At 32.7% G+C, this 24,175-nt stretch carries 20 protein-coding genes and 1 pseudogene; 9 read left to right on the top strand and 12 right to left on the bottom strand.

Annotated elements, in window-relative coordinates; all coding sequences use genetic code 11:
* Positions 1 to 74 precede the first annotated feature (74 nt).
* Genes FBE96_RS06205 through FBE96_RS06190 form a run of 4 tightly spaced genes read left to right on the top strand, consistent with a single transcriptional unit; the run spans position 75 to position 4,168 of the window.
* The gene (locus FBE96_RS06205; RefSeq protein ID WP_002860472.1) at positions 75 to 1,214 is read left to right on the top strand and encodes a hydrogenase small subunit; all 1,140 of its coding nucleotides are present in this window, start codon (positions 75 to 77) and stop codon (positions 1,212 to 1,214) included.
* Positions 1,215 to 1,216: 2 nt separating this feature from the next.
* Positions 1,217 to 2,932, top strand: coding sequence for a nickel-dependent hydrogenase large subunit (locus tag FBE96_RS06200; protein ID WP_002873144.1), 1,716 nt, complete (start codon positions 1,217 to 1,219; stop codon positions 2,930 to 2,932).
* A gap of 10 nt (positions 2,933 to 2,942) precedes the next feature.
* Positions 2,943 to 3,635: a Ni/Fe-hydrogenase, b-type cytochrome subunit gene (cybH, locus tag FBE96_RS06195; RefSeq protein WP_002905823.1), complete on the top strand. Its 693-nt coding sequence runs from the start codon at positions 2,943 to 2,945 to the stop codon at positions 3,633 to 3,635.
* Positions 3,632 to 4,168, top strand: a complete 537-nt coding sequence (locus FBE96_RS06190) for a HyaD/HybD family hydrogenase maturation endopeptidase (RefSeq protein ID WP_002905824.1) — start codon at positions 3,632 to 3,634, stop codon at positions 4,166 to 4,168. The genes cybH and FBE96_RS06190 overlap by 4 nt, the downstream gene beginning before the upstream one ends.
* Here FBE96_RS06190 and recR read toward each other — a convergent pair.
* Genes recR through FBE96_RS06175 form a run of 3 tightly spaced genes read right to left on the bottom strand, consistent with a single transcriptional unit; the run spans position 4,165 to position 6,640 of the window.
* Positions 4,165 to 4,737 (bottom strand): recombination mediator RecR, encoded by a 573-nt coding sequence (gene recR, locus FBE96_RS06185; RefSeq protein ID WP_002853446.1) that lies wholly within the window; start codon positions 4,735 to 4,737, stop codon positions 4,165 to 4,167. The genes FBE96_RS06190 and recR overlap by 4 nt on opposite strands.
* The gene (locus FBE96_RS06180) at positions 4,737 to 5,972 is read right to left on the bottom strand and encodes an ArsS family sensor histidine kinase (protein WP_002872465.1); all 1,236 of its coding nucleotides are present in this window, start codon (positions 5,970 to 5,972) and stop codon (positions 4,737 to 4,739) included. The genes recR and FBE96_RS06180 overlap by 1 nt, the downstream gene beginning before the upstream one ends.
* Positions 5,969 to 6,640: a response regulator transcription factor gene (locus FBE96_RS06175; protein WP_002853168.1), complete on the bottom strand. Its 672-nt coding sequence runs from the start codon at positions 6,638 to 6,640 to the stop codon at positions 5,969 to 5,971. Before FBE96_RS06175 ends, FBE96_RS06180 begins: the two co-directional genes overlap by 4 nt.
* 156 nt (positions 6,641 to 6,796) lie before the next feature.
* Here FBE96_RS06175 and dnaJ point away from each other — a divergent pair, with 156 nt between their 5' ends.
* Entirely contained in the window at positions 6,797 to 7,918 is a 1,122-nt protein-coding gene (gene dnaJ / locus FBE96_RS06170) for a molecular chaperone DnaJ (protein WP_002853203.1), read from the top strand.
* A gap of 114 nt (positions 7,919 to 8,032) precedes the next feature.
* Here dnaJ and porA read toward each other — a convergent pair whose 3' ends face one another.
* On the bottom strand, positions 8,033 to 9,310 hold the full coding sequence (gene porA / locus FBE96_RS06165; RefSeq protein ID WP_032586066.1) for a group 1 major outer membrane porin protein PorA: 1,278 nt from the start codon (positions 9,308 to 9,310) through the stop codon (positions 8,033 to 8,035).
* Positions 9,311 to 9,563: 253 nt separating this feature from the next.
* Positions 9,564 to 10,018: pseudogene (locus FBE96_RS06160) on the bottom strand (low molecular weight protein-tyrosine-phosphatase).
* A gap of 53 nt (positions 10,019 to 10,071) precedes the next feature.
* Between FBE96_RS06160 and FBE96_RS06155 the strand changes: the two are divergent.
* Positions 10,072 to 11,256, top strand: a complete 1,185-nt coding sequence (locus FBE96_RS06155; protein ID WP_002864610.1) for an MFS transporter — start codon at positions 10,072 to 10,074, stop codon at positions 11,254 to 11,256.
* A gap of 18 nt (positions 11,257 to 11,274) precedes the next feature.
* Positions 11,275 to 11,937, top strand: coding sequence for a DUF4230 domain-containing protein (locus tag FBE96_RS06150; protein ID WP_002905828.1), 663 nt, complete (start codon positions 11,275 to 11,277; stop codon positions 11,935 to 11,937).
* Positions 11,938 to 11,980: 43 nt separating this feature from the next.
* Here the strand turns inward: FBE96_RS06150 and FBE96_RS06145 are convergent, their stop codons facing one another.
* The 7 genes from FBE96_RS06145 to guaA all read right to left on the bottom strand — a co-directional run bounded on the left by FBE96_RS06145 (position 11,981) and on the right by guaA (position 21,747).
* Positions 11,981 to 12,463 carry a DNA-deoxyinosine glycosylase gene (locus FBE96_RS06145; protein WP_002859314.1) on the bottom strand — a complete coding sequence of 161 codons (483 nt, stop codon included), beginning with the start codon at positions 12,461 to 12,463 and terminating at the stop codon, positions 11,981 to 11,983.
* The gene (locus FBE96_RS06140) at positions 12,460 to 14,619 is read right to left on the bottom strand and encodes a polyribonucleotide nucleotidyltransferase (protein WP_002906880.1); all 2,160 of its coding nucleotides are present in this window, start codon (positions 14,617 to 14,619) and stop codon (positions 12,460 to 12,462) included. Before FBE96_RS06140 ends, FBE96_RS06145 begins: the two co-directional genes overlap by 4 nt.
* A 69-nt stretch (positions 14,620 to 14,688) precedes the next feature.
* Positions 14,689 to 16,737, bottom strand: a complete 2,049-nt coding sequence (locus tag FBE96_RS06135) for an LPS-assembly protein LptD (RefSeq protein WP_002906882.1) — start codon at positions 16,735 to 16,737, stop codon at positions 14,689 to 14,691.
* Positions 16,727 to 17,179 (bottom strand): RDD family protein, encoded by a 453-nt coding sequence (locus FBE96_RS06130; protein ID WP_002853161.1) that lies wholly within the window; start codon positions 17,177 to 17,179, stop codon positions 16,727 to 16,729. Before FBE96_RS06130 ends, FBE96_RS06135 begins: the two co-directional genes overlap by 11 nt.
* Positions 17,176 to 18,426: a phosphoribosylamine--glycine ligase gene (gene purD, locus FBE96_RS06125; protein WP_002853212.1), complete on the bottom strand. Its 1,251-nt coding sequence runs from the start codon at positions 18,424 to 18,426 to the stop codon at positions 17,176 to 17,178. Before purD ends, FBE96_RS06130 begins: the two co-directional genes overlap by 4 nt.
* Before the next feature lie 239 nt (positions 18,427 to 18,665).
* Complete coding sequence (locus tag FBE96_RS06120; RefSeq protein WP_002853236.1) at positions 18,666 to 20,126, bottom strand: hypothetical protein; 1,461 nt, start codon at positions 20,124 to 20,126, stop codon at positions 18,666 to 18,668.
* Positions 20,127 to 20,211: 85 nt separating this feature from the next.
* Complete coding sequence (guaA, locus tag FBE96_RS06115; protein ID WP_002896252.1) at positions 20,212 to 21,747, bottom strand: glutamine-hydrolyzing GMP synthase; 1,536 nt, start codon at positions 21,745 to 21,747, stop codon at positions 20,212 to 20,214.
* A gap of 138 nt (positions 21,748 to 21,885) precedes the next feature.
* Here guaA and FBE96_RS06110 point away from each other — a divergent pair, with 138 nt between their 5' ends.
* Positions 21,886 to 22,380, top strand: coding sequence for a hypothetical protein (locus tag FBE96_RS06110; RefSeq protein WP_002868551.1), 495 nt, complete (start codon positions 21,886 to 21,888; stop codon positions 22,378 to 22,380).
* On the top strand, positions 22,373 to 24,175 hold the full coding sequence (uvrC, locus tag FBE96_RS06105; RefSeq protein ID WP_052836640.1) for an excinuclease ABC subunit UvrC: 1,803 nt from the start codon (positions 22,373 to 22,375) through the stop codon (positions 24,173 to 24,175). Before FBE96_RS06110 ends, uvrC begins: the two co-directional genes overlap by 8 nt.

The following is a 24,175-nucleotide window of genomic DNA, read 5'->3' as shown; positions in this document are numbered from 1 at the left end:
AGTTTTTAACTTTATTTTAACTTCCTTTATTTTATTATTATAGAGAATAAATTTCATGTTGTAAAGGAAATATAATGATTGATTATCATCAAATAGAGTCGCGTTTATCGACTCTTGAAAAGCTTCCTTCTTTGAAAGACAATGATAGTATTACAAAAGCATTAGAAAAGTCAGGTTTTTCTAGAAGGGATTTTATGAAATGGGCAGGTGCTATGACGGCATTTTTGGCTTTGCCAGCGAGTTTTACTCCTATGGTGGCAAAAGCTGCTGAGCTTGCTGATAGGCTTCCTGTTGTGTGGCTTCATATGGCTGAGTGTACAGGCTGTAGTGAGAGTTTGTTAAGAAGTGATACTCCAACGATTGATAGTTTGATTTTTGATTATATTTCTTTAGAATATCACGAAACAGTGATGGCTGCAGCAGGTTGGCAAGCTGAAGAAAATTTAGAAAGTGCCATTCAAAAGCATAAAAATAAATACATTTTAATGGTTGAAGGTGGTATCCCTATGGGTGATACGGAGCATTTTTTAACCATAGGTGCACATGGAAAAACAGGCTATGAGCTTTCAAAAATGGCAAGTGAAAATGCTTTGGCGATTTTTGCTATAGGAACCTGTTCTAGCTTTGGAGGAATTCAAGCCGCAAGACCAAATCCTAGCAACGCGCAGCCTTTAAGCAAAGTAACAAGTAAAACTGTGATCAATGTTCCAGGCTGTCCTCCAAGTGAAAAAAATATAGTGGGTAATGTACTTCATTATTTATTATTTGGTGAGTTACCAGCACTTGATGTGTATAATAGACCAAAATGGGCTTATGGTTTAAGAATTCATGATCTTTGTGAAAGACGCGGACATTTTGATGCGGGTGAATTTGTACATGCTTTTGGAGATGAAGGAGCTAAACAAGGTTTTTGTCTTTATAAAGTAGGTTGTAAAGGACCTTATACTTTTAATAACTGCTCAAGAGAGAGATTTAACCAGCACACTTCTTGGCCTATTCAAGCAGGGCATGGTTGTATAGGTTGTTCTGAGCCTAATTTTTGGGATACTATGGGACCTTTTGAAGAGCCTATGGCTAGTCGTAAATTTGATACTGTTTTTGGTTTGGGTGCGGATAGTGTTTCAGATAAAATCGGTATAGGTGTGCTTACACTCACAGGCGTTGCTATAGCAGCACACGCAGTTATATCTTCCATGCAAAAAGATAAGGAATAAAAATGAGTCAAAAAATAATCGTAGATCCTATTACAAGAATTGAAGGGCATTTAAGAGTTGAAGTTGTTGTTGATGATAACAATGTGGTAAAAGAAGCTTATGCGGGCTCTACTTTGTGGCGTGGTATTGAAACCATAGTAAAAGGGCGTGATCCAAGAGATGCGGGTTTTATGACGCAAAGAATTTGCGGAGTTTGTACTTTTTCACATTATAAAGCAGGTATAGTTGCTGTTGAAAATGCTTTAGGTATTACTCCGCCTTTAAATGCGCTTTTAACAAGAACTTTAATGAATGCGGCTTTATTTTTACACGATCATATTGTGCATTTTTATCAACTTCATGGGCTTGATTGGGCTGATGTGGTAAGTGCTTTAAGTGCTGATGTTAAAAAAGCAAGCGATGAAGCTTTTAAATACACTTCAAATCCTTATGCAACAGGTGCGGATAAACTTCTTGAAGTGCAACAAAGACTTAAAACTTTTGTAGATAAAGGAAATTTAGGACCTTTTGCTAATGCGTACTATGGTCATCCAACTTATCGTTTAAGTCCTGAGCAAAATTTAATCGTTCTTTCTCACTATCTAGAATGTTTAAGAATTCAAAGAATCATTGCTCAATGTATGGCGATTTTTGGAGCTAAAAATCCACATCCACAAAGCTTAACCGTTGGTGGTGTAACTTGCGTTATGGATTTACTCGATCCTGCAAGAATGGGTGAATATATGGTTAAATTCCAAGAAGTGCAAGACTTTGTTAATCGTGCGTATTATCCTGATCTTGTGATGGCAGGAAAAGCTTATGCACATGAAGCAAGTGTTTTAAATGATATAGGGGTAAATAATCTTTATACCTTTAAAGAATTCCAAATCGGAAGAGATGAATGGCTTTTTGAAAGTGGTATTATCAAAAATGGAGATTTAAGCAAGGTTTATGAAGTAGAAGAAGATAAGATTACTGAAGAGGCAACTCATTCTTGGTATGCAGACAATGAACCTTTACATCCTTATGATGGCAAAACAAATCCAAATTATACAGGACTTGTAGATGGAGAAAGCGTAGATCATCATGGAAATAATGTCCATTCTAAAGTGTTTGATACTAAGGGTAAATATAGCTGGATTAAAGCTCCACGCTATGAAGGAAATCCTATGCAAGTAGGACCTTTAGCAAATATCGTTGTAAATTATGCTAAAGGTAATCAAAATGTTGTTCCTGTGGTAGATGAGTTCTTAAAAGAAACAGGACTTCCTTTAAATGCTGTATTTAGTACACTTGGAAGAACAGCTGCTCGTTGTATTGAAGCAAAAATCGTTGCAAATAATGCTTTAAAAGCGTTTAATAATTTAGTTGAAAATTTAAAAGTAGACCAGAGTACTTGTGCTCCTTATGTGATCGATAATTTTAAAGAATACAAAGGACGCTATATGGGGCATGTGCCACGCGGAACATTAAGCCATTGGTGTAGAATTAAAAATGGTGTTATTGAAAATTGGCAAGCTGTGGTGCCTTCTACTTGGAATGCAAGTCCAAAAGACGCAAATGGCGTAGGTGGAAGTTATGAGCAATGTTTGATAGGACTTAAAATCGCTGATGTAAAACAACCACTTGAAATCATTAGAAAAATTCACTCTTATGATCCTTGTATTGCTTGTGCGGTGCATGTAATGGATACTAAGGGCAATAATCTAAGTGAATATAAAGTGAATGTCAATTTATAAGGAGGCTTTCATGCAAAACAAAGAAGAAAAATTGCAAAGAAAAGCTGAATATGAATTTAGCATAGGTTTGCGTTTAACGCACTGGGTAAGAGCTATTGCTATAGTGATTCTTATTGGCACAGGGTATTATCTTTCCTATGTGTTCCAAAGCCCTATTAGTAACAGTGAACCCGTAAATTTTATGCAAGCAAAATACCGCTTAGTACATCAAGCGGTGGGTTTTGTTTTAATCGCTTGTATTATTTTTAAAGTATATTTGTTTTTCTGTGATAAGGTAAGCGCAAAAGAACGCAGAAGTGTATGGGATATTTTTAATATCAAATTATGGATAGAACAAGTAAAATTTTACATTTTCTTAGGAAAACATCCGCATTTAAAAGGGGTTTATAATCCTTTGCAATTTGTAACTTATTTTTTCTTTTATCTTGTGATATTAGGTATCATTCTTACAGGGCTTATTCTTTATACTCATACTTACCATGAGGGCTTAGGTGGGCTTTTATATCATATTTTAAGACCGCTTGAAGCTGCAATGGGCGGTTTGGCCGATGTAAGAACTTATCATAGAATTTTGATGTGGGTAATTATGATTTTTGTGCCAGTACATATTTACATGGCGATTTTTAACGCAGTAAAAGGTAAAGATGGTGCTATGGATGCTATTATTAGCGGATATAAATTTGTAAAAGAAGAAAAGCATTGAAATTCTTAGTCCTTGGAATAGGTAATATCATGTTTGCGGATGAAGGCTTAGGTGTTCATCTTTGCAAACAATTTGAAAAAAACTACAAATTCACTCATTCTGAATTTACTTTAGATTTTGTTGATGGTGGAACTTTGGCTTTGCAGCTTAGCTATATCATTGCTAGGTACGATAGACTTATCGTTTTAGACTGTATAGAAGCGCAAGGTGCGAGTATAGGAGATGTATTTTTCTTTCCTTATGATGCTATGCCTAATAAAATTAGCTGGAGTGGAAGTGCCCATGAAATAGAAATGCTTCAAACCTTACAATACATGGAACTTGCAGGAGATTTGCCTAAAACACATATCTTAGCTTGTGTGCCAAAGCGTATTGAAGCGATGAGTTTTAAGCTCTCAGATGAGCTTATACAAGGAGCTAAAATCATGGAAAAAACTTTACTTGACTTTTTAAGCAAGGAAGGTTTTACTTATGAAAAGATTGCGGATTTTTCTTTGCAAGAATTAGCCGATATTTCTTATAAAAATTACTAAATTTTTGTTCTAAAATTCATAGCTTTATTTAAAGAGATTAAATCCACATTTTCTAAATTTACACCACTTGGAATTCCTTGAGCGATTTTACTAAAAGTTAGGTTTAAACCTTTAAATTTATCCTCTATAAAAAAGATAGTTGCATCAGAATTAATGCTATGTGTCAATGCAAAAATGAGCTCAGAGATATTTAGCTTAAGTATAATTTGCTTTAGTTTTTCAAGTTTTTCTTCATTTAACTCATCTAAAACAAAATATAGCCCATTGTAACTTTGACTCTCTTCGAGTGTTAGTATATCTTTTGGGCTTTCAACTATACATAAAATGTTTTTATTTCTTTCTTCATCGCTACAAATTTCGCAAAGCTCATTTTCGCTTAAAGCACCGCATTGCTCACAAGGTTTTATAAAGCGGATAGCATTTTCTATATTGTGTGCGAGTTTCATACCATCGATTTGATTATTTATGCAAAGGTGATAAGCAAGCCTTATGGCGGTTTTTTTTCCTATGGTAGGTAAATTTGCAAAACTTTCAACAAGTTCATTGAATTTTTCCAGGCCTTTTACCATTATTTTTCTTTATCTCCAAAGAAAATTTTAAAGCAATGCTTTCCATCATCGTAAAAATAAATCAAATCAAAATTATGCAGTTTACATACCTCTGAAACTATATAAAGTCCTAGTCCCATACCTTTGACCTGATTGTGTTTTTCTCTTGTAAAAGCTTCAAGATAATGCTCTATAGGCTCTGCTAAAGGTTTGCCTGGATTTTTAATGGTAAAACATTCTTTACAACAAAAAAGCTCACAAGTGCCATTGTTTGAGTATTTTAAGGCATTATCGATAAGATTTTTTAAAATTACAGAGAAAATTTCCATATCAACATTGATTAAAGCGTCATATCTTATATCGACTTTTACAACTTTATTAAAATCATCTATCATAAGGTGTTCTTTAGCTTCTTCAAGTATAGCGCTAAAACGATTAGGTTTAAAGTGTAAGTTGTAGTTTTTTGAAAATAAATTTTCGATTTTGGCAAATTCATTGATCAAAGAATCCATGCGTAAAAATATAGCGATAAGTCTTTCTTTTTGTCTGTCTTCTTTGATCATTTCAGAAATGATTCTCCCTTTTCCTATAGGGGTTTTTAACTCATGCATGATTGTTCTTAGGAAAAGTTGTCTTGATTGGATTAATTCTTGGTTTTTCTTGAAAGCTTTTTGAAATTCAAAGGCGATCTTGCCTACTTCATCTTCTTGATAGTCTAGAAAATCAGGTTGTTCCCCATTTGCAACTTCGGCAACTTGTCTTCTTAATTTTTTTAAAGGTTCTAAGGATTTTAATACAGAAAAATACATAAAAACAACCAACAAAGAAAAAGAGAAAAATCCTATCAATAAAAGATTATAAACCCTATCACTAGTATTTTCTTCATACAAGCCATCAAAATCTTTACATTGAACATCAAAATAAAGATTGCTATGATATTTTAAAGAAGAAAGAGTACAAAGCTCTCCGCCTGCTTTAAAAAGTGATTGTCCATTATTTCTTATAGCTTTTACAAGATTGGGATTTTGTATAGCGTTAAAACCGCTGTTTCCAAGATAAGCTCCTATTTCAACACCTGAAGTGTTTTCATAGGAGATGAGTAAATTTTTTATAAGATTTTCTTGTTTTAAACTTTCTTCTTCATTATAGGCATTCCCTTCTATTTTTAAAAGAACGATAAAAAGCACACAAACCAAGAAAAAAGTAACAACAAATAAAATAATCAGTTTGGTATGAATAGAATAATTTTTTGTCATCCTATCAGTTTATATCCTATACCTCTAACAGAAAAAATATGTTTTGGAGATTTTGAACTATCTCCTATTTTTACCCTTAAGCGACCGATGATAACATCAAGGCTTTTAGAATCTTTATCTTTTAGATTTTTACAGCGACTTACAAGCTGTTCTCTTGAAACACTATATCCGTGTTGTTGGATAAGGTATTCTAAAATTTCAAATTCAGCAGGAGTAAGTGTTAAAACCTTATCTTCATAGGTGATCTCATGTCTTCTTTCATCAATTTTGAAAGCAGAGTTAATATTTTCATTATTAGTGTGTTCAACTCTTTTTGTGCGACGAATAAGACTCATAATCCTTGCATACATTTCTTTTGGATCGTAAGGCTTTGGTAGATAATCATCAGCACCGATTTGAAGCCCCACAACTTTATCGCTTAAGTCACCTCTAGCCGATGAGATGATAATAGGAATATTGCTTTTTTGTCGGATTTCTCTACAAACTTCAAGACCATCAATTCCAGGTAAAGTTAAATCTAAAATCAGACAATCATAGCCTTGAATACCCACATTTAAAGCACTTTTAGGATTTTCAAAATTTGTGATTTTAATATTAAATTGCGCTAAATATTCAGATAATAATTGTGCAAAGTCAGGATCATCTTCTATCATCAACACATTAATCATTCTAGTGTCCTTGTAAATTTTTATGTAGTCTTTAAAATCTTTACATAATTTTATTTAAAATTTGATAAATTATTGATTTTATTTTTGCTAAAATTATATTTTTGAATTTTTAAAATTAAAATTCTAGTAAAATTTTAAATTTTTTAAAGGAATAATGTGGAAATAAGTTATTATGAAATTCTTGAAATCACGCAAAATGCTGATAAAGAAACCATAAAAAAAGCCTATAGAAAAATGGCTTTAAAATATCATCCTGATAGAAATCAAGGTGATAAAGAAGCAGAAGATAAATTCAAGCTTGTTAATGAAGCCTATGAGGTTTTAAGCAATGATGAAAAGCGAGCTATTTATGATAGATACGGAAAAGATGCTTTAAAAGGCGGTGGATTTGGTTCTAGTAGCTCAGGTTTTGGTGGTTTTGAGGATTTAGGAGATATATTTTCTAGTTTTTTTGGAGAAGGCTTTGGCTCATCGCGTCGTAGAAAAAGTTCAAATGATGAGAAAATCCCTTCAGATTTTATCGTTAATTTAAAATTAAGTTTTAAAGAAGCGGTTTTTGGTTGTAAGAAAAATATAGACTTTACTTATAAATGCTCTTGTAAAACTTGTAATGGAACAGGGGCTAAAGATGGAAAGCTTCAAACTTGTCCAAAGTGTCAAGGTAGAGGACAGGTTGGGGTTTCTCAAGGTTTTATCACTTTTGCACAAACTTGCCCTGATTGTCAAGGAATTGGAGAAAAAGCTAGTGAAAAATGTAGTGATTGTAAAGGTTTGGGTTATAATGAAAGCAAAGATAGTGTCGAGCTTAATATCCCAGAAGGTGTAGATACAGGTATGAAGCTTCGTGTCAATGCTAAAGGTAATATCTTAAAAAATGGTACTAGAGGGGATATGTATGTTAAGATCATCGCCGCTGAAGATGATACTTTTATAAGAGATGATGATGATATATATATAGAATTTCCAGTGTTTTTTACCCAGGCTATCTTAGGAGAGAGTATAAAAGTACCCACCATACGCGGTGAAGCGACCTTAAATTTACCAAAGGGTGCTAAAGATGGACAAAGATTTGTTCTTGAAAAAGAAGGGGTAAAAGATGTTCATAGTTCTCGCATGGGAAATCAAATCGTTCAAATTTCTATCAAATTCCCAACTTCTTTAAACGATGAACAAAAAGAACTTTTAGAAAAACTAAGTGAAAGTTTTGGCATCAAAGATGGTATGCATCAAGAGCAAAAAGGGCTTTTTGAAAAAATCACTAATTGGTTTAAGTCTTAATTTTCCTAAAGCGTTTTAGCTTGGGAAAATTTTTTATATAAATTTAAGTTTTAAAAATCAGGCATAAAAAAAGGCGGAGCAAAACTCCGCCTTGAAGTTAGACTTGAAAGCTTCTTAGAATTTGTAAAGAGCTTGAAGTCTTACAGTGCTATGATCAGCACTTTCATTAGTGTTTACACCTTGATCTAGGTTCACATAAGAATAGAATGCTGAGAAGTTAAGTTTTGGAGAGTATTTGTAATCTACTCTTGCAACAGCTTCAAGTTTTTTACCACCACCTAAATGATTAGCAGCAGCTTCTGTTTTTGTTCCACCATATACGAAGTCAGCACCAACGCGAACTGTTTCGTTGAAAGTATATCCACCAGTTACATAACCGAAGATATTTCTACCAGTATCACCATTTAGTCTTGAACCAGTAGTATAGAAAATTTCCTCACCTGCAAGTAAAGAACCAAGATTACCTTGATCTTCGATTACAACTGTAGAAGCTTTTTCTTTATCACCGTAGTATAAACCACCAAGGCTAGCATCCCAACCATTTACTTCAATGCTACCTTTTAAAGCAAATAAATTGCCATTAGCGTGTGTTTTATCATCAAGTTCGCTATCAAGGCTATTTCCTAAGTAAGCACCTTCAAGTGTCCAGTTGATTCCATCAAAGATAGTTGTACTATAAGCTGCATCTACAGCATAGAAGAATGCTACTTGATCCCAATAAGCTAACCATAATTGTGGGTTGAATTGTCCACCAGCAAGATCATAAGAACCTACAGCAGCAGCACCGTAAAGATTTCCTACTGAATCTACTTTAAAAGGAGCTTGATTTGATGTTGTTGAAATATTACTATGTCCTAATAAATCTGCACCTTGCTCTTCCGCCATAAAGCTATCTACAGCAAAAGCAGCTAGAGTTAAACCATCGATGCTGTTGTTTACTACTTTGATACCTGTTCCTACTAAACCATCAACTCCATTGTCAGTCCAGATAGTGTTTAGTTGTTGTTTACCAGCGATTACGCTTGTAGCAACATCTTCATTTGTATAAGTTAGGTATAATTGACGAACAAAAAGTCCTTTTTGATCATTTTTTATTCCATTAGCACCATAACCACCATCAGCAGCATTATAGTCAAATTGAACAAAAGCTTTGAAGTTATCAGCTATAGCAGCACTGAAGTTAACTTGTGCTCTATATTTGTGATCTTGTTTGCTGTTGTTTAAATTTGAGTTGTCAACGAAATTTTTATCAAAATTACCTGTATCGTATCTGTATCTTAATACACCTGATACATCAACATCTTTGATCGCTTCTTCAAGTGGAGTAGCGTTAGCTGCTGAAAAAGCACCTGCAGCAAGAGCTGCAACTAAACTAAGTTTAACTAGTTTCATGAGAATTCTCCTTGTCAAAAATTAATAAAACATCGTAATTGTAGCACATAAATTTGGAGTTTTTTCTTAAGAAGCACTTAAAATAGTAAAAATTTTAAATCCGAAGGATAAAAACATCTTAAAGAAAAGCCTAGCTAAAGGGATTTAAGCTAGGCGTGTAATTTTAAGGAGTTTTTCTTATGAATGTTTTTCGGTTCGTTTAGAAGTATAAGCCTAAAAAGTAAACGAGAAGTAATATTATAGTTGTTTTAAATTATTTTGATAAAAAAACAAGTAAATTTTTACAAGCTAGGGATAAAATTTTATAAGTTTCATCAAAATTCCCACTATACCAAGGATCAGGGACTTCATCGTAGTTTAGACTAGGACTAAAATCAGTGATTTTTAAAACTTTGTTTTGGGTGTTGGTGAAGTTTTTTAAAACATTTTTGAAGTTAGAATTGTCCATGGTGATTAAAAAATCGCTTTCATCGCAAAGCTTTTGAGTGAGTTTTTTGCTTGTGAAGTTTTTGTGTTCTATGTTAAGTTGGGCAAGTTTGTTTTTGGTGCCATAGTGCATACCTTCTCCATCGTGTTCTCCTGAAGTTCCAGCACTGCTTATAAAAAATTCTTTTTCTAAATTTGCTTTTTTGACAAGATCTTTCATGATAAATTCTGCCATAGGTGAACGCATATATTGCCTAAGCATATAAAGAGTATTTTTTTCATTTTTATCCTTGAGTTTTAATTAAAAATTATAAAAAATATCATACAATAAATCCATGGAAAATTTCAATAGAACTTTACTTGTGTGTTGGTTTGGTGTTTTTACCACAAGTATGGGGCTTAGTCAAATCGCTCCGATTTTGCCTTTTTATATCAAAGAACTAGGACATGTTGATACGAGCGAGATAGCGTTTTATTCAGGACTTGCTTTTGGGATCACTCCGCTTTTTATGGCTGTTTTTTCACCTTTGTGGGCTTTTTTGGGTGCAAAGTATGGTTATAAAAATATGCTTCTTCGTGCAAGTTTTGGAATGTCCGTTTTAACCTTATGGCTTAGCTTTGCTCATAGTGCTTTAGAAGTGGTTTTTGTACGGGGTTTAACAGGGATAATTTCAGGTTTTACTTCTGCTGCTGTTGTGTTTATCGCCGTGATAGCGCCTAAAGAAAAAGTGGCTTATGCTTTAGGAACTCTTTCTACGGCTTCTATAAGTGGAAGTTTACTTGGGCCTTTGTTTGGTGGCTTTGTGGCTGAATTTTTTAGCATTAGTGCGGTTTTTGATGTGGTGGCTTTTTTGATTGCTTGTTCTTTTGTGACGATTTATTTTTTCATCCATGGGAGAAAAATTCAAAAAGAGGCGAAGAAAAATACTCAAAAAGTGAAAGAAAACAAAACCCTTATCATCGTTCTTTTTATCACTACTTTTGTGATACAATTTGGTACTTTTGGAGTGATGCCGATTTTAAGTATCTATGTTGAGCAAATTCATCAAGGTGGAAATTTGGCTCTTTGGGCGGGTATAGTGGTGGCTGCAAATGGGATTAGCAATCTTTTTTTCGCACCAAAACTTGGAAAAATCGCCGATAAGATAGGGCCTAGTAAGATTATTTTTGGAGCTTTGATATTTTGTGGAATTTGCTTTTACTTGCAGGCTGTAGCAAGTAATGTTTATACGCTTATTTTCGTGCGTTTACTTATAGGTGTAGGACTTGGAGGGCTTTTGCCTTGTGTGAATGCCTTGCTTAAAAAAAGTGTGAGTGCTAAAAATTTAAGTGTGATTTTTGGTTTTAATCAAACTTGTCAATTTTTGGGAAATTTTTGCGGTGCTTTTGGTGGAGGGCTTATGGCTTCTCATTTTAGCGTGGAATTTGTTTTTACTTTTGTGTGTTTGATTTTTATCATTAATGCTTTTATTTTCTTGGCGTTTGAGAAAAAATATATCTTTTCAAATCAAGGTTTATAAATTTAGAAAGGTTTAAATATGGAAATGATTTTATTTGTTTTAGTGATGATTTTGCTTGTGATTTTGTTTGTAGTGCTTTTTAGGCAGTATAAAAGCCCTAAAATAGAAGAAAAAAGCACGCAAAGTTTTAGCGATATCATGCAGCTTAAATCCATAGGAGAATTAAGTGTTTTTCAAGTTTTTAGTAAAGAGATTGTCACTAAAAAAGATAGCGCTTTTAATGGAATTTGGAAAAATCTTTTAGGATGGTCTTTGAGTGAAAGACAGATTGCTTTGATTTTTGAATTTGAGATCACTTTCTTGTATGATTTAAGGGATAAAAACTTTGATATTTTGCCTTTAGGGGACGATGCTTATAAGATCATCATGCCAGAGTGTAGATACAAACACAGCATCATAGATATGAAATTTTATGATGAAAAAAATGCTAAATTTTTACCTTTTTTGCTGCCTGATTCTATCAATAGTACGGGGATTAGTTTTAGCGAAAGTGATAAAAACAAACTCATAAAAGAAGCCAAAGATGAGGTTAAAGACTTGTCTTTAAATCTTATCCAAAATTTAGAAAGCAAAATTCATAAAAGTGCTAAGGATACTTTAGAAGCTATTGCTAAAGGTTTTGGAGCTAAGAGAGTGGAATTTGAATTCAAGGATAACACGCAAAAGCTAGATATTAACTAGCTTTTTTCTTGTTTTACTTGGGGGGGGGGTAATGCTTAGTTTGTTATTTTGTAAATTTTTTGATTATTTCATAGTTTTGTAAAAGCTGTTCAAAAGAAAAATTTAAATTTGCAGGAGAAGTTGAGGGTAGGGCTATGGCTTTTAAGCGAGGGTGGAATTTAATAAAAAATTTATAAGCACTTTGTCCAGTAGTAAAAATGGCTTGGATTTTGGTTTGAGAAAGGATCGGGCTTAAATCATTGGCTTTTGCATAACTTATAGTTTTATCATCTGAATTTTTTATCTTGCAACTTTGAAGTACATCCCAAAGAGCGATATGTTTTTTTCTTAAAAAGGCTTGTTGTTCTGTGATATTTTCTAATCTTACATCAAAAAGTGTTTCTAGTATAGGCCAAAAACGATTTCTTGGGTGTTGATAATAAAAGCCATCTTGTCTTGATTTTACCGAAGGAAAAGATCCTAAAATTAAGATTTTAGAATCTTTGTCAAAAAAAGGCTCAAAAGGATGAGTTAGAAATTCACTCACTCACACAAATCCACAGAAATTTTTCCGTTTTTAATTTCGCTGATTTTAACTTTTAAGCTTTGGTTTTCGCTTAAATTAAGATGCTTGCTTTTTGAACTATGCAATAAACCATCAACACCATTTTTAAGTTCCACAAAGGCTCCAAAAGGAGCGATTTTTTTAACAATACCTTGAAATTCTTGCCCAAGTTCAAAGCCTGATATATCTTTGTCTTTAGAGCCTTTTTTAGTTCCTTTTTGAGAGCTTGTGATGTTTATGATGTAGTCTTTTGCGGCTTTGATTTGTTCGTTTTGACTACCTGCTATTTTTACTTCACCTTTTTCGCGATCTAAGTCTATAGAAACGCCAAATTTTTCTACGATTTCTTTGATGGTTTTTCCGGCTTGTCCTATAATATCAACGATTTTTGAAGGATCAACGCTAAAAAGCTCAAGTTTAGGTAAAACTTCTTCATTGACTATGATTTCTTTGGCGGCTTCTTCCATGATATTTAGAATGTGAATTCTTCCTTCTTTGGCTTGGTATAAAGCTTGTTTTAGTATTTCTTGATCGATTCCACCTAGTTTTATATCCATTTGAAGAGCAGTAACGCCGTCTTTGCTTCCTGCTACTTTAAAGTCCATATCCCCATCATGATCTTCAAGTCCCATGATATCTGTTAAAACAGCATACTTGTTATCTTCAAAGATAAGCCCCATGGCTACTCCTGCAACAAGTTTTAAGCTTGGCACTCCTGCTGCTTTTAAGGCTAAAGATCCGCCACAAACCGTTGCCATAGAACTTGAGCCATTGCTTTCTAAAATTTCACTGACTAAGCGGATTACATAAGGATAGTTTTCATCCACACTTGGATAAAGTGCTCTTTTGGCTAAATTTCCATGTCCTAGTTCTCTTCTTCCTGGAGCTTTGATAGGACTTGCTTCGCCTACTGAAAAACCTGGAAAATTATAATTTACCATAAAGCGTTCGCTTATAGGATTTTTTTCTGTAAGCAAGTCTATCATTTGAGCATCGTTTTCTCCGCCTAAGGTTGCAACCACTAGGGCTTGAGTTTGTCCACGAGTGAAAAGACAAGAACCATGAGCGTTTGGTAAGATGTTGGTTTCTATACTAATAGGACGCACTTCGTTTAAACTTCTACCATCAGCTCTTTTGCCTTCATTTAAAATTTGCTCACGAATAAGTTTGCGTTTGACTTTAGCTAAGGTATTTAAGACACTTTCTTCGCTCCACTCTTTAGCGATTTCAAGATTTGAAATTTCTTTAGCGATTTTATTTAGTTCGCTTGCTCTTTCGCTTTTTGCCATTTGGTTGATGGCTTCTTTGATTTGTTTTTGGAAATTATTTTCTATAAAAGCTAAAATTTCAGGATATTCAATCTCATTTTTTAGTTCGATTTGAGAATTTTTTTTGTGTTTGCTAAAGGCTTCTTCATAAGCATTTGAACCATTTAATATAGCTTTTTGAGCTAAATTTAGAGCTTCTAAAATTTCATCTTCGCTAAGTTCATTCATATTTTGTGAAGTGGTTTGAGTTAAAACATCAGCATAAGGAGCTTCGATAAAGATTTCATTTTCTTTTTGATCAGGTAAGGCTCTCATTTCTATCATCAAAAGCTCATCTTTTACACCTGCTACATAGAGATCTAGGGTGCTATTTTGAAGCTCTTCATTGTTTGGATTGAGTATGAAATTTCCATCTATCTTTCCTATACGCACACCACATACTGGAGCTTTCATAGGTATATCACTAAGATAAAGTGCCACGCTTGCGGCATTTAAGCTCATTACTTGTAAATCTACTTTAGGATCAGCTGAGAGAACCATCACAACGATTTGAGTCGGATAAGCATAGCCTTTTGGAAAAAGAGGGCGTAAGCTTCTATCAATAATGCGTGCTGTTAAGGTTTCTGCATCGCTTGGCTTGGTTTCTCTTTTGACATAACCACCAGGGATTTTTCCTGCGGCATAAGCTTTTTCGATGTATTGGACGGTTAGAGGTAAAAAATCTTCTTCAACTTGTTTTTCTTCTCTTGCAACTGTAGCTAGAACAACGCTTTTGCCTTGTCTCATTAAAACAGCACCGGCAGCTTGTTTGGCGACTTTGTTTATATTAAATATTTCTGTATTTTTGTTAATTTCTATGCTGTATTGCATTATTTTTCCTTTTTTACCAGATAATAAATTCGTAAAATTTTTTAAAATATTTAGCAAATTTCATCCTTTTTAAATTTTGTTTTCACTTTCTGCTAAAGAGAAATCGTATTTTACTCCTCCTAAAGGATAGAAGTTGAAAATAAAATAAACTCCGCTTTGATTTTTAGCTGTGATACCACCACTTGTGAGTTGTGGATCGATTCTTTCTCTATACATTAAAGAATAGTTCCAACATTTTCTTTGGTAGGTATAGCCAAGTTCCCACATGTTTGCATGAGCTCTTTGAGTATCAAACCAAATTCCACCAAATAAATTGTAATTAGGCGTGGCAATATAATTTGCTCTTGTACCAATAAAGCTATATTTTCCATACTCATCGTTTTGATAAGCATGAGAAAACATCCAATTAAATTTTGAATTTGTATTGACTTCTATTTGGCTGATGACATTGGTAAAGCGACTTTGTTCATAAGAGTAAAGCACTTCGCTGTTGAGATTGATGTTTTCATTAAAATAATAAGTTAAAAGATTTTCAAGTTCATAGAATTCATTTTGTTTATTGAGATAGTCAAGCGAAATTCTGTGTTTGAGTTTTTTTTGTCCTTCGTTGTTATAGAAATATTGCACAGCATAAAGACTTGTATGCTCGTTTTCTTTGTCGTATTCTTCAAGATAATCTTGCGTGATTTTACCTGATTTTGCTCCTGGCAAAACGTAATTCACCCCTAAATTTAAAGTATGAAAGAAATTTTCATAAGCTTTTGAAAGATTGGTGTAGAGATTAAAATCATGAGTGTTTCTGAAATAATGCTCATGGTTTCTTTCGGGATTGTTGCTATAATTTACAAAAGAAGCATAAAATCTTTCTGTAAAAGTAAAGTGTAAAAAGTCTCCAAAAAAAGCGTTGTGATACGAGATAGGCAAGTCTAAATTTAGCTCATTTGCATAAGAACCAGCAGGTCGGTAAAAATTATGAAATGAAGCATCAAATGAATAACGCAAGCGTTCATCAAAAAGGTTATTTAAAAATCTATGATATTGAAAGCTTGGATATTCTTGTAAGGTTGTATTGTTGCTAAGTTTAGATGTGTTGATATAATATCTTGCATAAGCTCCGTAAAAATTGTTTTCATCAGCTAAAAAATAATTGATTTTGGAGGTTACAAGCGAGTTAAGATCTCGATAATCCCTACTTCCTAAATTTAAATAATCCACATCGTTGAGATAGGTTGCATCTATCCATAGACCTTCTTGAAAATTATCACTGAGTAAAGATTTGATTAAATCATCTCTTGAGTATTTTAGTTCTATTCCATAGTGGGTTTGATTTTTCAAATTTTCATCGTGAAAATAGGAGCTATTTTCCCTAAAAGCACCAAAATTTAATTCTCCTGTTGAATATGGAGAATCAAGAAATCTTAAAGTAGAATAAAGTCCAAAACCACGGTTTGTTCGAATTTGTGGATCAAGTTCTAAATCCCAATTTTCTTGAGTGGCTATATAAATAGGTTGTTCATAGTATAAGCCTTCGCTACTTTTTAAAACGATTTTTGGGATTAAAAGCCCGCTTTGTCTATGAGTATCAGCGCTAAATCCAAAATAAGGTAGATAAAAAACTGGGGTATTTTTAACATATAATCTTGCATTGTAAAGATGAACAAAATTGGTTTCCCGGTTAAGCCAGCCTTTTGAAAAACGAATTTCCCAATCAGGATCTTCAACATTGCAGCTTGAAACTGCTGAAACTTTGCTTTCAAAGACTTTATCATTTAGATGGCTTGTTTTGCTTTGAAACCATACTTCAAGATTGTTATTGGAAAAGAAAAAATTACTAAAATCGGCTTGATTGGAATTTAGGTTGATTTTAGCATAATCAGAATGTGATCTTTCGTTTTGTCCCCTTAGGATGTTAACATCGCCAAAAAGCTCAACATCTCCGGTTTTTTCATTGTAAATTGCTTTATTGGCAGTGATGAAATAAAAATCAGAAAAAATAATAACATCATTGTTCGCAGTAAGAATATCACCTTCTTTTTTTGCATCAAGAGCGTAAATATCAACTTGTGCTGCATTTAAAGCTATGCTAGTTCCTAGCAATAGGGAAAATTTACGCCACATCGACTACTATTGTCCTTGCTAGATAATCCTCCCAAGCTTTGCGTAAATCATTGCTTAAAGCCCAAGCAAATCCAAGCATAAACGCCATAGCACTAACTTGTCTTACGGCAGACCTGATGCAACTTTGAATGAGATTGGGTTTATCAAGAAGATTTTCATCCAAGATGATAATTTTGCATAATATTTTTCCCAAACTTGCCCCATAAAGATAAGTAAAAATTGCTTGATAACTAAAATGAAGCAAGATGAAGCCAAGGTAAAAATTTCCTACAATTTGAGTTGTTTCAAATAAATCTTTTGCTTGGATTAGACGATCATAAAAAATGATAAACACAATCAAAGAAATAACCATATCATCGATTAAAAAAGCTAGAACTCTTTTTCCAAAACTTGCTATTTTTAGATTTTCACGCTCTAAGCGGTCTTGTAAATTTTCTTTCATTTCAGAACCTGATGAGCGATGTCTTTTCTGTATTGTTTTCCTTTGAAATTTACATTATCACAAAGTTTATAAGCATTTTTTTGCGCTTCTTCTATACTTTTTCCTGTGCCAACGCAAACTAAAACTCTTCCACCATCAGCCATTAATTTGCCATCTTCTAGGCTTACTCCAGCATAAGAAATATGAGAGTTTTCAGGAATGTTATTTACGGTAATTTCACTTTTTGGTGAACTTTTGTAAGGATAATTTTCACTTGCGCATACAACCCCTACTGCAAATTCTTTTTTGATTTTGATTTTTGAGTGTCTTAAGCGTCTTTGAGTAGCAGCTAAAATAAGCTCTAAAGGATCTTCGATTAAAGGCATTAAAACTTCACATTCAGGATCGCCAAAGCGAACGTTAAATTCTAATACGTAAGGTTTATTTCCAACGATCATAGCACCTATAAATAAAACACCACAAAATTCCGCTCCTTCTTTTTTCATACCTGCTAAAGTTGGTAAAATAATATCTTTTTGAACTTTTCTAAGCAAGCTTTCATTCGCCAAAGAGCTAGGAGCGTAAGCACCCATTCCACCAGTATTTGGCCCTTGATCATTATCGAGTAATTTTTTGTGATCTTGTGCTGCAGGAAGTAAAACAAAATCATTGCCATCACATACTGCAAAAATGCTTAATTCATAACCATCTAAAAATTCTTCAATTACAACGAGTTTTCCAGCATCTCCAAAGCTTTCTCCGCTCAGCATTTTAGCTGTTTCTTCTATGGCTTCTTCATGAGTTTTAGCTATGATAACACCTTTTCCTGCGCAAAGTCCATCGGCTTTTACTACTATAGGAGGGGTTAAACTATATATAAAATTTTTTGCTTTTTCAATGTCATTTGTGTTTAAAAATTTGGCTGTTTTGATACGGTATTTTTTAAGAAAGCTTTTCATAAAAGATTTTGAGGTTTCAAGCATTGCAGCAGCTTTACTTGGCCCAAAAATAGCAAGTCCTTGTTGTTTAAAAATATCTACAACCCCTTCAGCTAAAAAACTTTCACTTCCTACTATACAAAGATCAAAACCTTTTTCTTTTGCATAGGTTGCTAAAACTACTGGATCTTTTAGGTTTAAATTTGTTCCAAGACTTTCGGTAGCGCCATTTCCAGGAGCAAAATAAAACTCTAAATTTTTGTCTACTCTTCTTAAGGCTAAAGCAATAGAATATTCTCTTGCACCACTACCCAAAATCATTATTTTCATTTATATCTCCTTTTAAACCCAAACAGCCGTTTAACAAAGATTGACCCCAAAAAGTCAAAGAAAACCGCTAGGTAATTTTTAAAGGCTGCAACTTCTCACTTTTTTCAAAGCTCAAACGATGCCACAGAACACGGTAAATCACACAATCGCAGTTAATAAAAATGTGTTGGATCACTTTAAATACTACAAACTGTTTAGGCAAGGAAATTATAACTTAATTTAGCTTAAATTTCTATGTCTTAAATCAGTTTAAATTTGGTTTTTCCTGATTTGTCAAAATGCTTTCCTTGTAAAATAATATCGGCAACATTTTCCCAAACATGTTTTTCATCAATATAGACTATATCAAAGGTGTTATCACGCATTAAAGATTGATAATTTACTTTTTTAGGTGCGTATTTTACTAAATAATACGGATTTTGTGAAAAGTTTTCAATTTTTAATTTGCATAATAAATCTAAATCCGATGTGACAACTAAAAATTTTTTTCTTTGTTCTTTTGTGATTTTTTGAATATACACTAAAAGTTTTTGATCAAAAGGATTTAGAGCGGATTTATTTAAGCGACTTAAGTAATGTTCTGCAAAAGAAAGAGAACAGAAAGAATTTTCTATATTACTCATAGTAAAATAAGAATTTTTAACCCCTGATGATTTTAAAGATAAGTGCCAAATTTTGACATCCATTATGGTTGCACATAGATTTAAACCTGTGACAATTTTTTTAAAGAGTTTTTCTCGTGAAAGTTTAAAAGCATTTTCGAAAATATTGTAATTTTTCTTATAAAAATCTTCCCTTATAGCATCAAGTCTTTTTAGTGTTGTTCTGTAGTATTCTGCTTCTTTTTGTAGTTTAGCCAATCTTTCTTGTCGTGCTTTAAGTTTTTCAGGGTCTGCATCGGTCGCATTGCTTTTAAGATTTATTTCAGATTGTAAAGTTTTCATTTGTGCTTCAAGTGAGGCTAGACGATTTTTTCTTGTATCTATGGTGGCTACTAAAGCTTGGTAATGACACTGCAAAGATAAAAAAGTTTCGTTAAAAATTTTAGTGATATTTGGTTTTTGATCAGCCATCATTTGCTTATACGAATTCTCTAAATGCATCATGATGCTTTTTAATGCGCTAAATTGGGTTTGGTCTATGCTATTATCCATAAAAATTAAAGTATCATAAGCTTTAAATAAAAATCTTTTAAGTATAAGATAATCAAGTATACAAGGAATTTCCTTTTCATCTTGTAGATTGGCTTGAAGTGTTTCTACGGATAAAATTTCATGGGCAAAATATTTTTGTATAGCTTGAGGTATAGTAAAAGAAAGAGGAATTTTTTCTATAGTGTCAAAGTCTGTTGTTCTATAGAGTTCTGTTATATAAGCACTTCTTCTTGAGTTTTGCAAGTCTTCTAATTCATCATCATTATCAGTTTTCCAAAAATCATGCTCAGTGATAAAATCCCCTTCTTTGAATTCTTGAAATTTTGAAGGTTTTATACCTGTTATGGTTTTGCTTGTTTGAACGAGTTTGCCGTCTTCTGCTTTTTTTTCGCTAGAAAGAGTTCTAAATTCCACAAGCATACCAACACTTGGCATACTTTTTTTATCATTCCAAATTTGGCGATTAAAGTCAAAAAAGGTATTTGCTGAGTTTGTAACAGTTCCACGTCCTGTAGAATCCATATAAATAGCTATTTTTCCATGCATATTTCTTCCTTGAAATTTCTTAAATAAATTCTAGCCTTATTTTTATAAAAATTTTATATTAAAAATAAGAGCTAGAAAAAATGGATTATTCCCATTCTATAGTTGCAGGTGGTTTGCTTGAGATATCATAAACAACGCGATTTATACCTTCTACTTCATTGATGATACGGCGACTTATGTTTTCTAAAATTTCGTAAGGTAAATGCGAGAAGGTAGCTGTCATACCATCACTTGCATCTACAACGCGTATACAAACTGCATTATTATAAGTGCGGTTATCCCCCATAACTCCAACGCTTTTAACATTTAAAAGTACGCAAAATGCTTGCCAAGTTTTATCATACCAACCTGTACTTTTAAGTTCCTCAAGTAAAATTACATCAGCCTTGCGTAATAGTTCTAAGCTAGCGCGATTTACTTCTCCCATAATGCGTATAGCAAGACCTGGCCCAGGGAAAGGATGACGATAAACTACTTCTTTGCTAAGTCCAAGCTCAAGTCCTAAGGCACGCACTTCATCTTTAAAAATTTCTTTTAAAGGCTCTATGAGTTTAAGATTCATTTTTTCAGGTAAGCCCCCTACATTATGATGGCTTTTAATGGTTTTGCTTGAACCTACAACAGAACTTTCTATGATATCAGTATAAAGTGTGCCTTGAGCAAGATATTTTACATCTTTATGTTTTTTTGCTTCTTCTTCAAAAACTTCTATAAAGGTATTTCCTATGATTTTTCTTTTTTGTTCAGGATCTGTGACATTAGCTAAGCGACTTAAGAAAATTTCACTTGCATCAATGCTGATGAGATCGATGCCTAAAGTGTTTTTAAACATAAATTCAACTTGTTCTTTTTCTCCACTTCTTAAAAGTCCATTATCTACAAAAACTACTATAACTTGCTCTTTTATAGCACTAGCTAAAAGTGCAGCAACTACGCTACTATCTACTCCGCCACTTACAGCACAAAGCACTTTATCATTGCCTACTTCTTCACGGATTTTTTCTGCTTGAGTTTTTGCAAAAGAACCCATATTCCAAATACTTTCACAATTGCAAGCATATTTAGCAAAATTTTTTAAGATATTTTTGCCAAATTCGCTGTGTTGTACTTCTGGGTGAAATTGTAGAGCAAAGAATTTCTTATCTTCGTTTCCAAAAACACAAAAAGGGCTATTTTCACTTGTGGCTAAAACTTCAAAACCTTGAGGTAAATTTTCTACTTTATCAGAATGACTCATCCAAACGGTTTGTTTTTTTGGAAGATTTTTAAACAAAGCGTTATCTTTTTTAATTTCTATGTTTGCTTTGCCGTATTCTTTATGTCCTGCAGGTGCTACTGTAGCTTTGTAATGATGTGCCATAAGCTGCATACCATAACAAATTCCAAGAACAGGTAGATTTAAGTCAAATATACCTTTATCGCAAAAATACGCATCAGTTGCATATACACTTGCTGGACCTCCGCTTAAAATAATACCTTTTGGTTCTTTCGCCTTAATATCAGCTAAGCTTACATTAAAAGGTAAAATTTCTGCATAAACTCCTTGTTCCCTTAAGCGTCTTGCTATAAGCTGAGTGTATTGAGAGCCAAAGTCTAAAACTAAAATATCTGCTTTTTTCATTATTTACCACCTATGTAATTGTTCGTATTTTTTAATGGTTTTTACTGAACTATTTTGTTCATAGCTTGTGTATTGAGGGTTGCCTTTATATCCGCAAGCACAGAAGAAAATTAAGAAAAGAAATGCTAAAATCATCTTATGGGAAAAAGAAATAATATTAAGATGACTAAAAATGCTAGTGCTGTTATTAATGAATTGATGGATAAACCTCATTATAAGCCTTTAAAAACCTTATTTTTTTGCAAAGATTTTTTAAGTTCTTTTCCGCTTGCTAAGCAACGTTTGATTGCTAAAATTTATGTAAAAAATCATATTTTAAATATAATAACCTTACATCCAGCAGCTTATCAAGAATTAAATCATGATGATAGCAAAATTTATATTAAATTTCTCATAAAAGCATATGGACAGAAATATCCTTTAAGTGGATTTGTTGATATAAAAGATATAAAAATCTTTTCTCAAAAATACACTTATGCGGCAAATAAAAACAAAAATGATGAAAAACTCTCTAAAAATTCTTATTTGGAACTTTCTAAGGGTGAATTTAAAAATTGCTTTGAAGATGAAAAATTATTTAAGAAATTTGAAGATTTAAGAGAGCTTATAAAAAAAGGTTCTAATCTTGATTAAAGAGAATTTAGAAAATGAGTTAAAAACTCTTCCTAATAGTACTGGCGTTTATCAATACTTCAATCAAGAAGGAAAGCTTTTATATGTAGGCAAGGCTAAAAATCTTAAAAATCGTGTTAGATCTTATTTTGCTTTTACTCCAAATTTACATGCAAATCCAAGAAATTCTTTAAGAATTCAAAAAATGATTGAAGAAACAGTGCATTTGGAATTTATTGCTACTAATTCAGAGGCTGATGCTTTGATTTTAGAAAATTCTTTTATCAAACAACTGCATCCAAAATATAATATTTTGCTAAGAGATGATAAAACTTATCCTTATATTTATGTGGATTTTGAAGAAGAATTTCCACGCTTTGAGATCACTAGAAAATTAGTAAAAAAAAGCAAAATTAAATATTTTGGCCCTTTTTTTAAAGGCGCTAGAGAGCTTTTAGATGCGCTTTATTTATACTATCCTTTAAAGCAAAAAGCAAGTTGTAAATCCCCTTGTATTTTTTATCAAATTTCTCGTTGTCTTGCGCCTTGTGATAAACTCATCAGCAAAGAAAAATACCTTGAAATTTTAGATGAGGCTATGCATGCACTTTTAAATCCTAGTGTTTTGCTTAAAAACTTAGAAAAACAAATGCTTGTTTTAGTACAAAATGAAAATTACGAAGAAGCAGCTAAAGTAAGAGATCAGATTGCAATGATTAAAGATTTGGAAGTTAAGGTTGAAATAGATATTGCAAAATTAGAAGATTTTGAAGTATTTGCTTTAGCTTTTGAAAATTCCATGCTTTCAACCTTGCGTTTTGTGGTGCAAAATGGAAAAATTATCAGTGCAAATTCTAAGATTACTCCTATAAAAAATGATATACAATGGGATCAAAATGAAATTTATAAGCAACTGATTTTAGAAAATTTTAGCATGGATATTCCTTTGCTTGCAAATGTTATTTATGTTTATGAAGAATTTGAAGATAGAGTGCTTTTAGAAGAAATTTTAAACCAAAGGTTTGATAAAAAAATCAGTATTAAAATCCCTAAAATAGGAGAAAAAAGAAGAATTTGTGATTTGGCTTTTCAAAATGCCCTTTTAAATATAGAAAAAGAGCAAAAAAATCATGATTTTACTATACAAAAAGAATTAAAGTTTTATTTTGAGCTTGAAAATTTACCAAATGATATAGAAATTTTTGACAATTCTCATTTGCAAGGCGTGGCAAATGTTGGAGCTATGGTAACTTATAGAATAAATTCTTGGGATAAGTCAAAATATAGAAAATTTCATTTAAAACATAAAAATGACTATGATCAAATGCGTGAAGTTTTAACGCGTAGGGCTTTGGACTTTGATAAAATACCTCCTCCTGATTTATGGCTTATAGATGGGGGAAAGGCTTTGCTTGATTTGGCTAAAGAAATCATTGTAAGTAGTGGGGCAAATGTCGATATTTTAGCTATTTCAAAAGAAAAAATCGATGCAAAAGCACATAGAGCTAAAGGGGGTGCTAAGGATAAAATTCATTCCTTAAAAGGAGAATTTAGTCTAAGCATTAACGATAAAAAACTACAATTCTTACAGAAATTAAGAGATGAAGCACACCGTTTTGCTATCAGCTTTCATCAAAATACTAAGAAAAAACAGGACTTGAAAAGTTCTAAGCTTGCAAATTTAGGACTTAGTTCAGGGGTTATACAAAAACTTTTAGCGTATTATGGAAATTTTGAATCTATATATAAGGCTGATTTTAAAGATCTTACAATGCTTGTAGGCAGGAAAGCGGCGCAAAAGATAAAGGAAAATTGA

Source organism: Campylobacter sp. CFSAN093241 (assembly GCF_012889595.1).
GTDB classification, from domain to species: domain Bacteria; phylum Campylobacterota; class Campylobacteria; order Campylobacterales; family Campylobacteraceae; genus Campylobacter_D; species Campylobacter_D jejuni.
This window is presented reverse-complemented; position numbering and strand designations above follow the sequence as displayed.

Excerpts from the sequence above, each read along its gene's own strand:
- purD (WP_002853212.1), bottom strand. The coding sequence starts at position 18,426 with ATGAAAATAATGATTTTGGGTAGTGGTGCAAGAGAATATTCTATTGCT.
- FBE96_RS06130 (WP_002853161.1), bottom strand. The coding sequence starts at position 17,179 with ATGAAAGAAAATTTACAAGACCGCTTAGAGCGTGAAAATCTAAAAATA.
- FBE96_RS06200 (WP_002873144.1), top strand. The coding sequence starts at position 1,217 with ATGAGTCAAAAAATAATCGTAGATCCTATTACAAGAATTGAAGGGCAT.
- FBE96_RS06140 (WP_002906880.1), bottom strand. The coding sequence starts at position 14,619 with ATGCAATACAGCATAGAAATTAACAAAAATACAGAAATATTTAATATA.
- FBE96_RS06205 (WP_002860472.1), top strand. The coding sequence starts at position 75 with ATGATTGATTATCATCAAATAGAGTCGCGTTTATCGACTCTTGAAAAG.
- recR (WP_002853446.1), bottom strand. The coding sequence starts at position 4,737 with ATGGTAAAAGGCCTGGAAAAATTCAATGAACTTGTTGAAAGTTTTGCA.
- FBE96_RS06120 (WP_002853236.1), bottom strand. The coding sequence starts at position 20,126 with ATGCATGGAAAAATAGCTATTTATATGGATTCTACAGGACGTGGAACT.
- FBE96_RS06155 (WP_002864610.1), top strand. The coding sequence starts at position 10,072 with ATGGAAAATTTCAATAGAACTTTACTTGTGTGTTGGTTTGGTGTTTTT.
- FBE96_RS06150 (WP_002905828.1), top strand. The coding sequence starts at position 11,275 with ATGGAAATGATTTTATTTGTTTTAGTGATGATTTTGCTTGTGATTTTG.
- cybH (WP_002905823.1), top strand. The coding sequence starts at position 2,943 with ATGCAAAACAAAGAAGAAAAATTGCAAAGAAAAGCTGAATATGAATTT.
- FBE96_RS06175 (WP_002853168.1), bottom strand. The coding sequence starts at position 6,640 with ATGATTAATGTGTTGATGATAGAAGATGATCCTGACTTTGCACAATTA.
- FBE96_RS06135 (WP_002906882.1), bottom strand. The coding sequence starts at position 16,737 with ATGTGGCGTAAATTTTCCCTATTGCTAGGAACTAGCATAGCTTTAAAT.
- FBE96_RS06110 (WP_002868551.1), top strand. The coding sequence starts at position 21,886 with ATGGGAAAAAGAAATAATATTAAGATGACTAAAAATGCTAGTGCTGTT.
- porA (WP_032586066.1), bottom strand. The coding sequence starts at position 9,310 with ATGAAACTAGTTAAACTTAGTTTAGTTGCAGCTCTTGCTGCAGGTGCT.
- guaA (WP_002896252.1), bottom strand. The coding sequence starts at position 21,747 with ATGAAAAAAGCAGATATTTTAGTTTTAGACTTTGGCTCTCAATACACT.
- FBE96_RS06180 (WP_002872465.1), bottom strand. The coding sequence starts at position 5,972 with ATGACAAAAAATTATTCTATTCATACCAAACTGATTATTTTATTTGTT.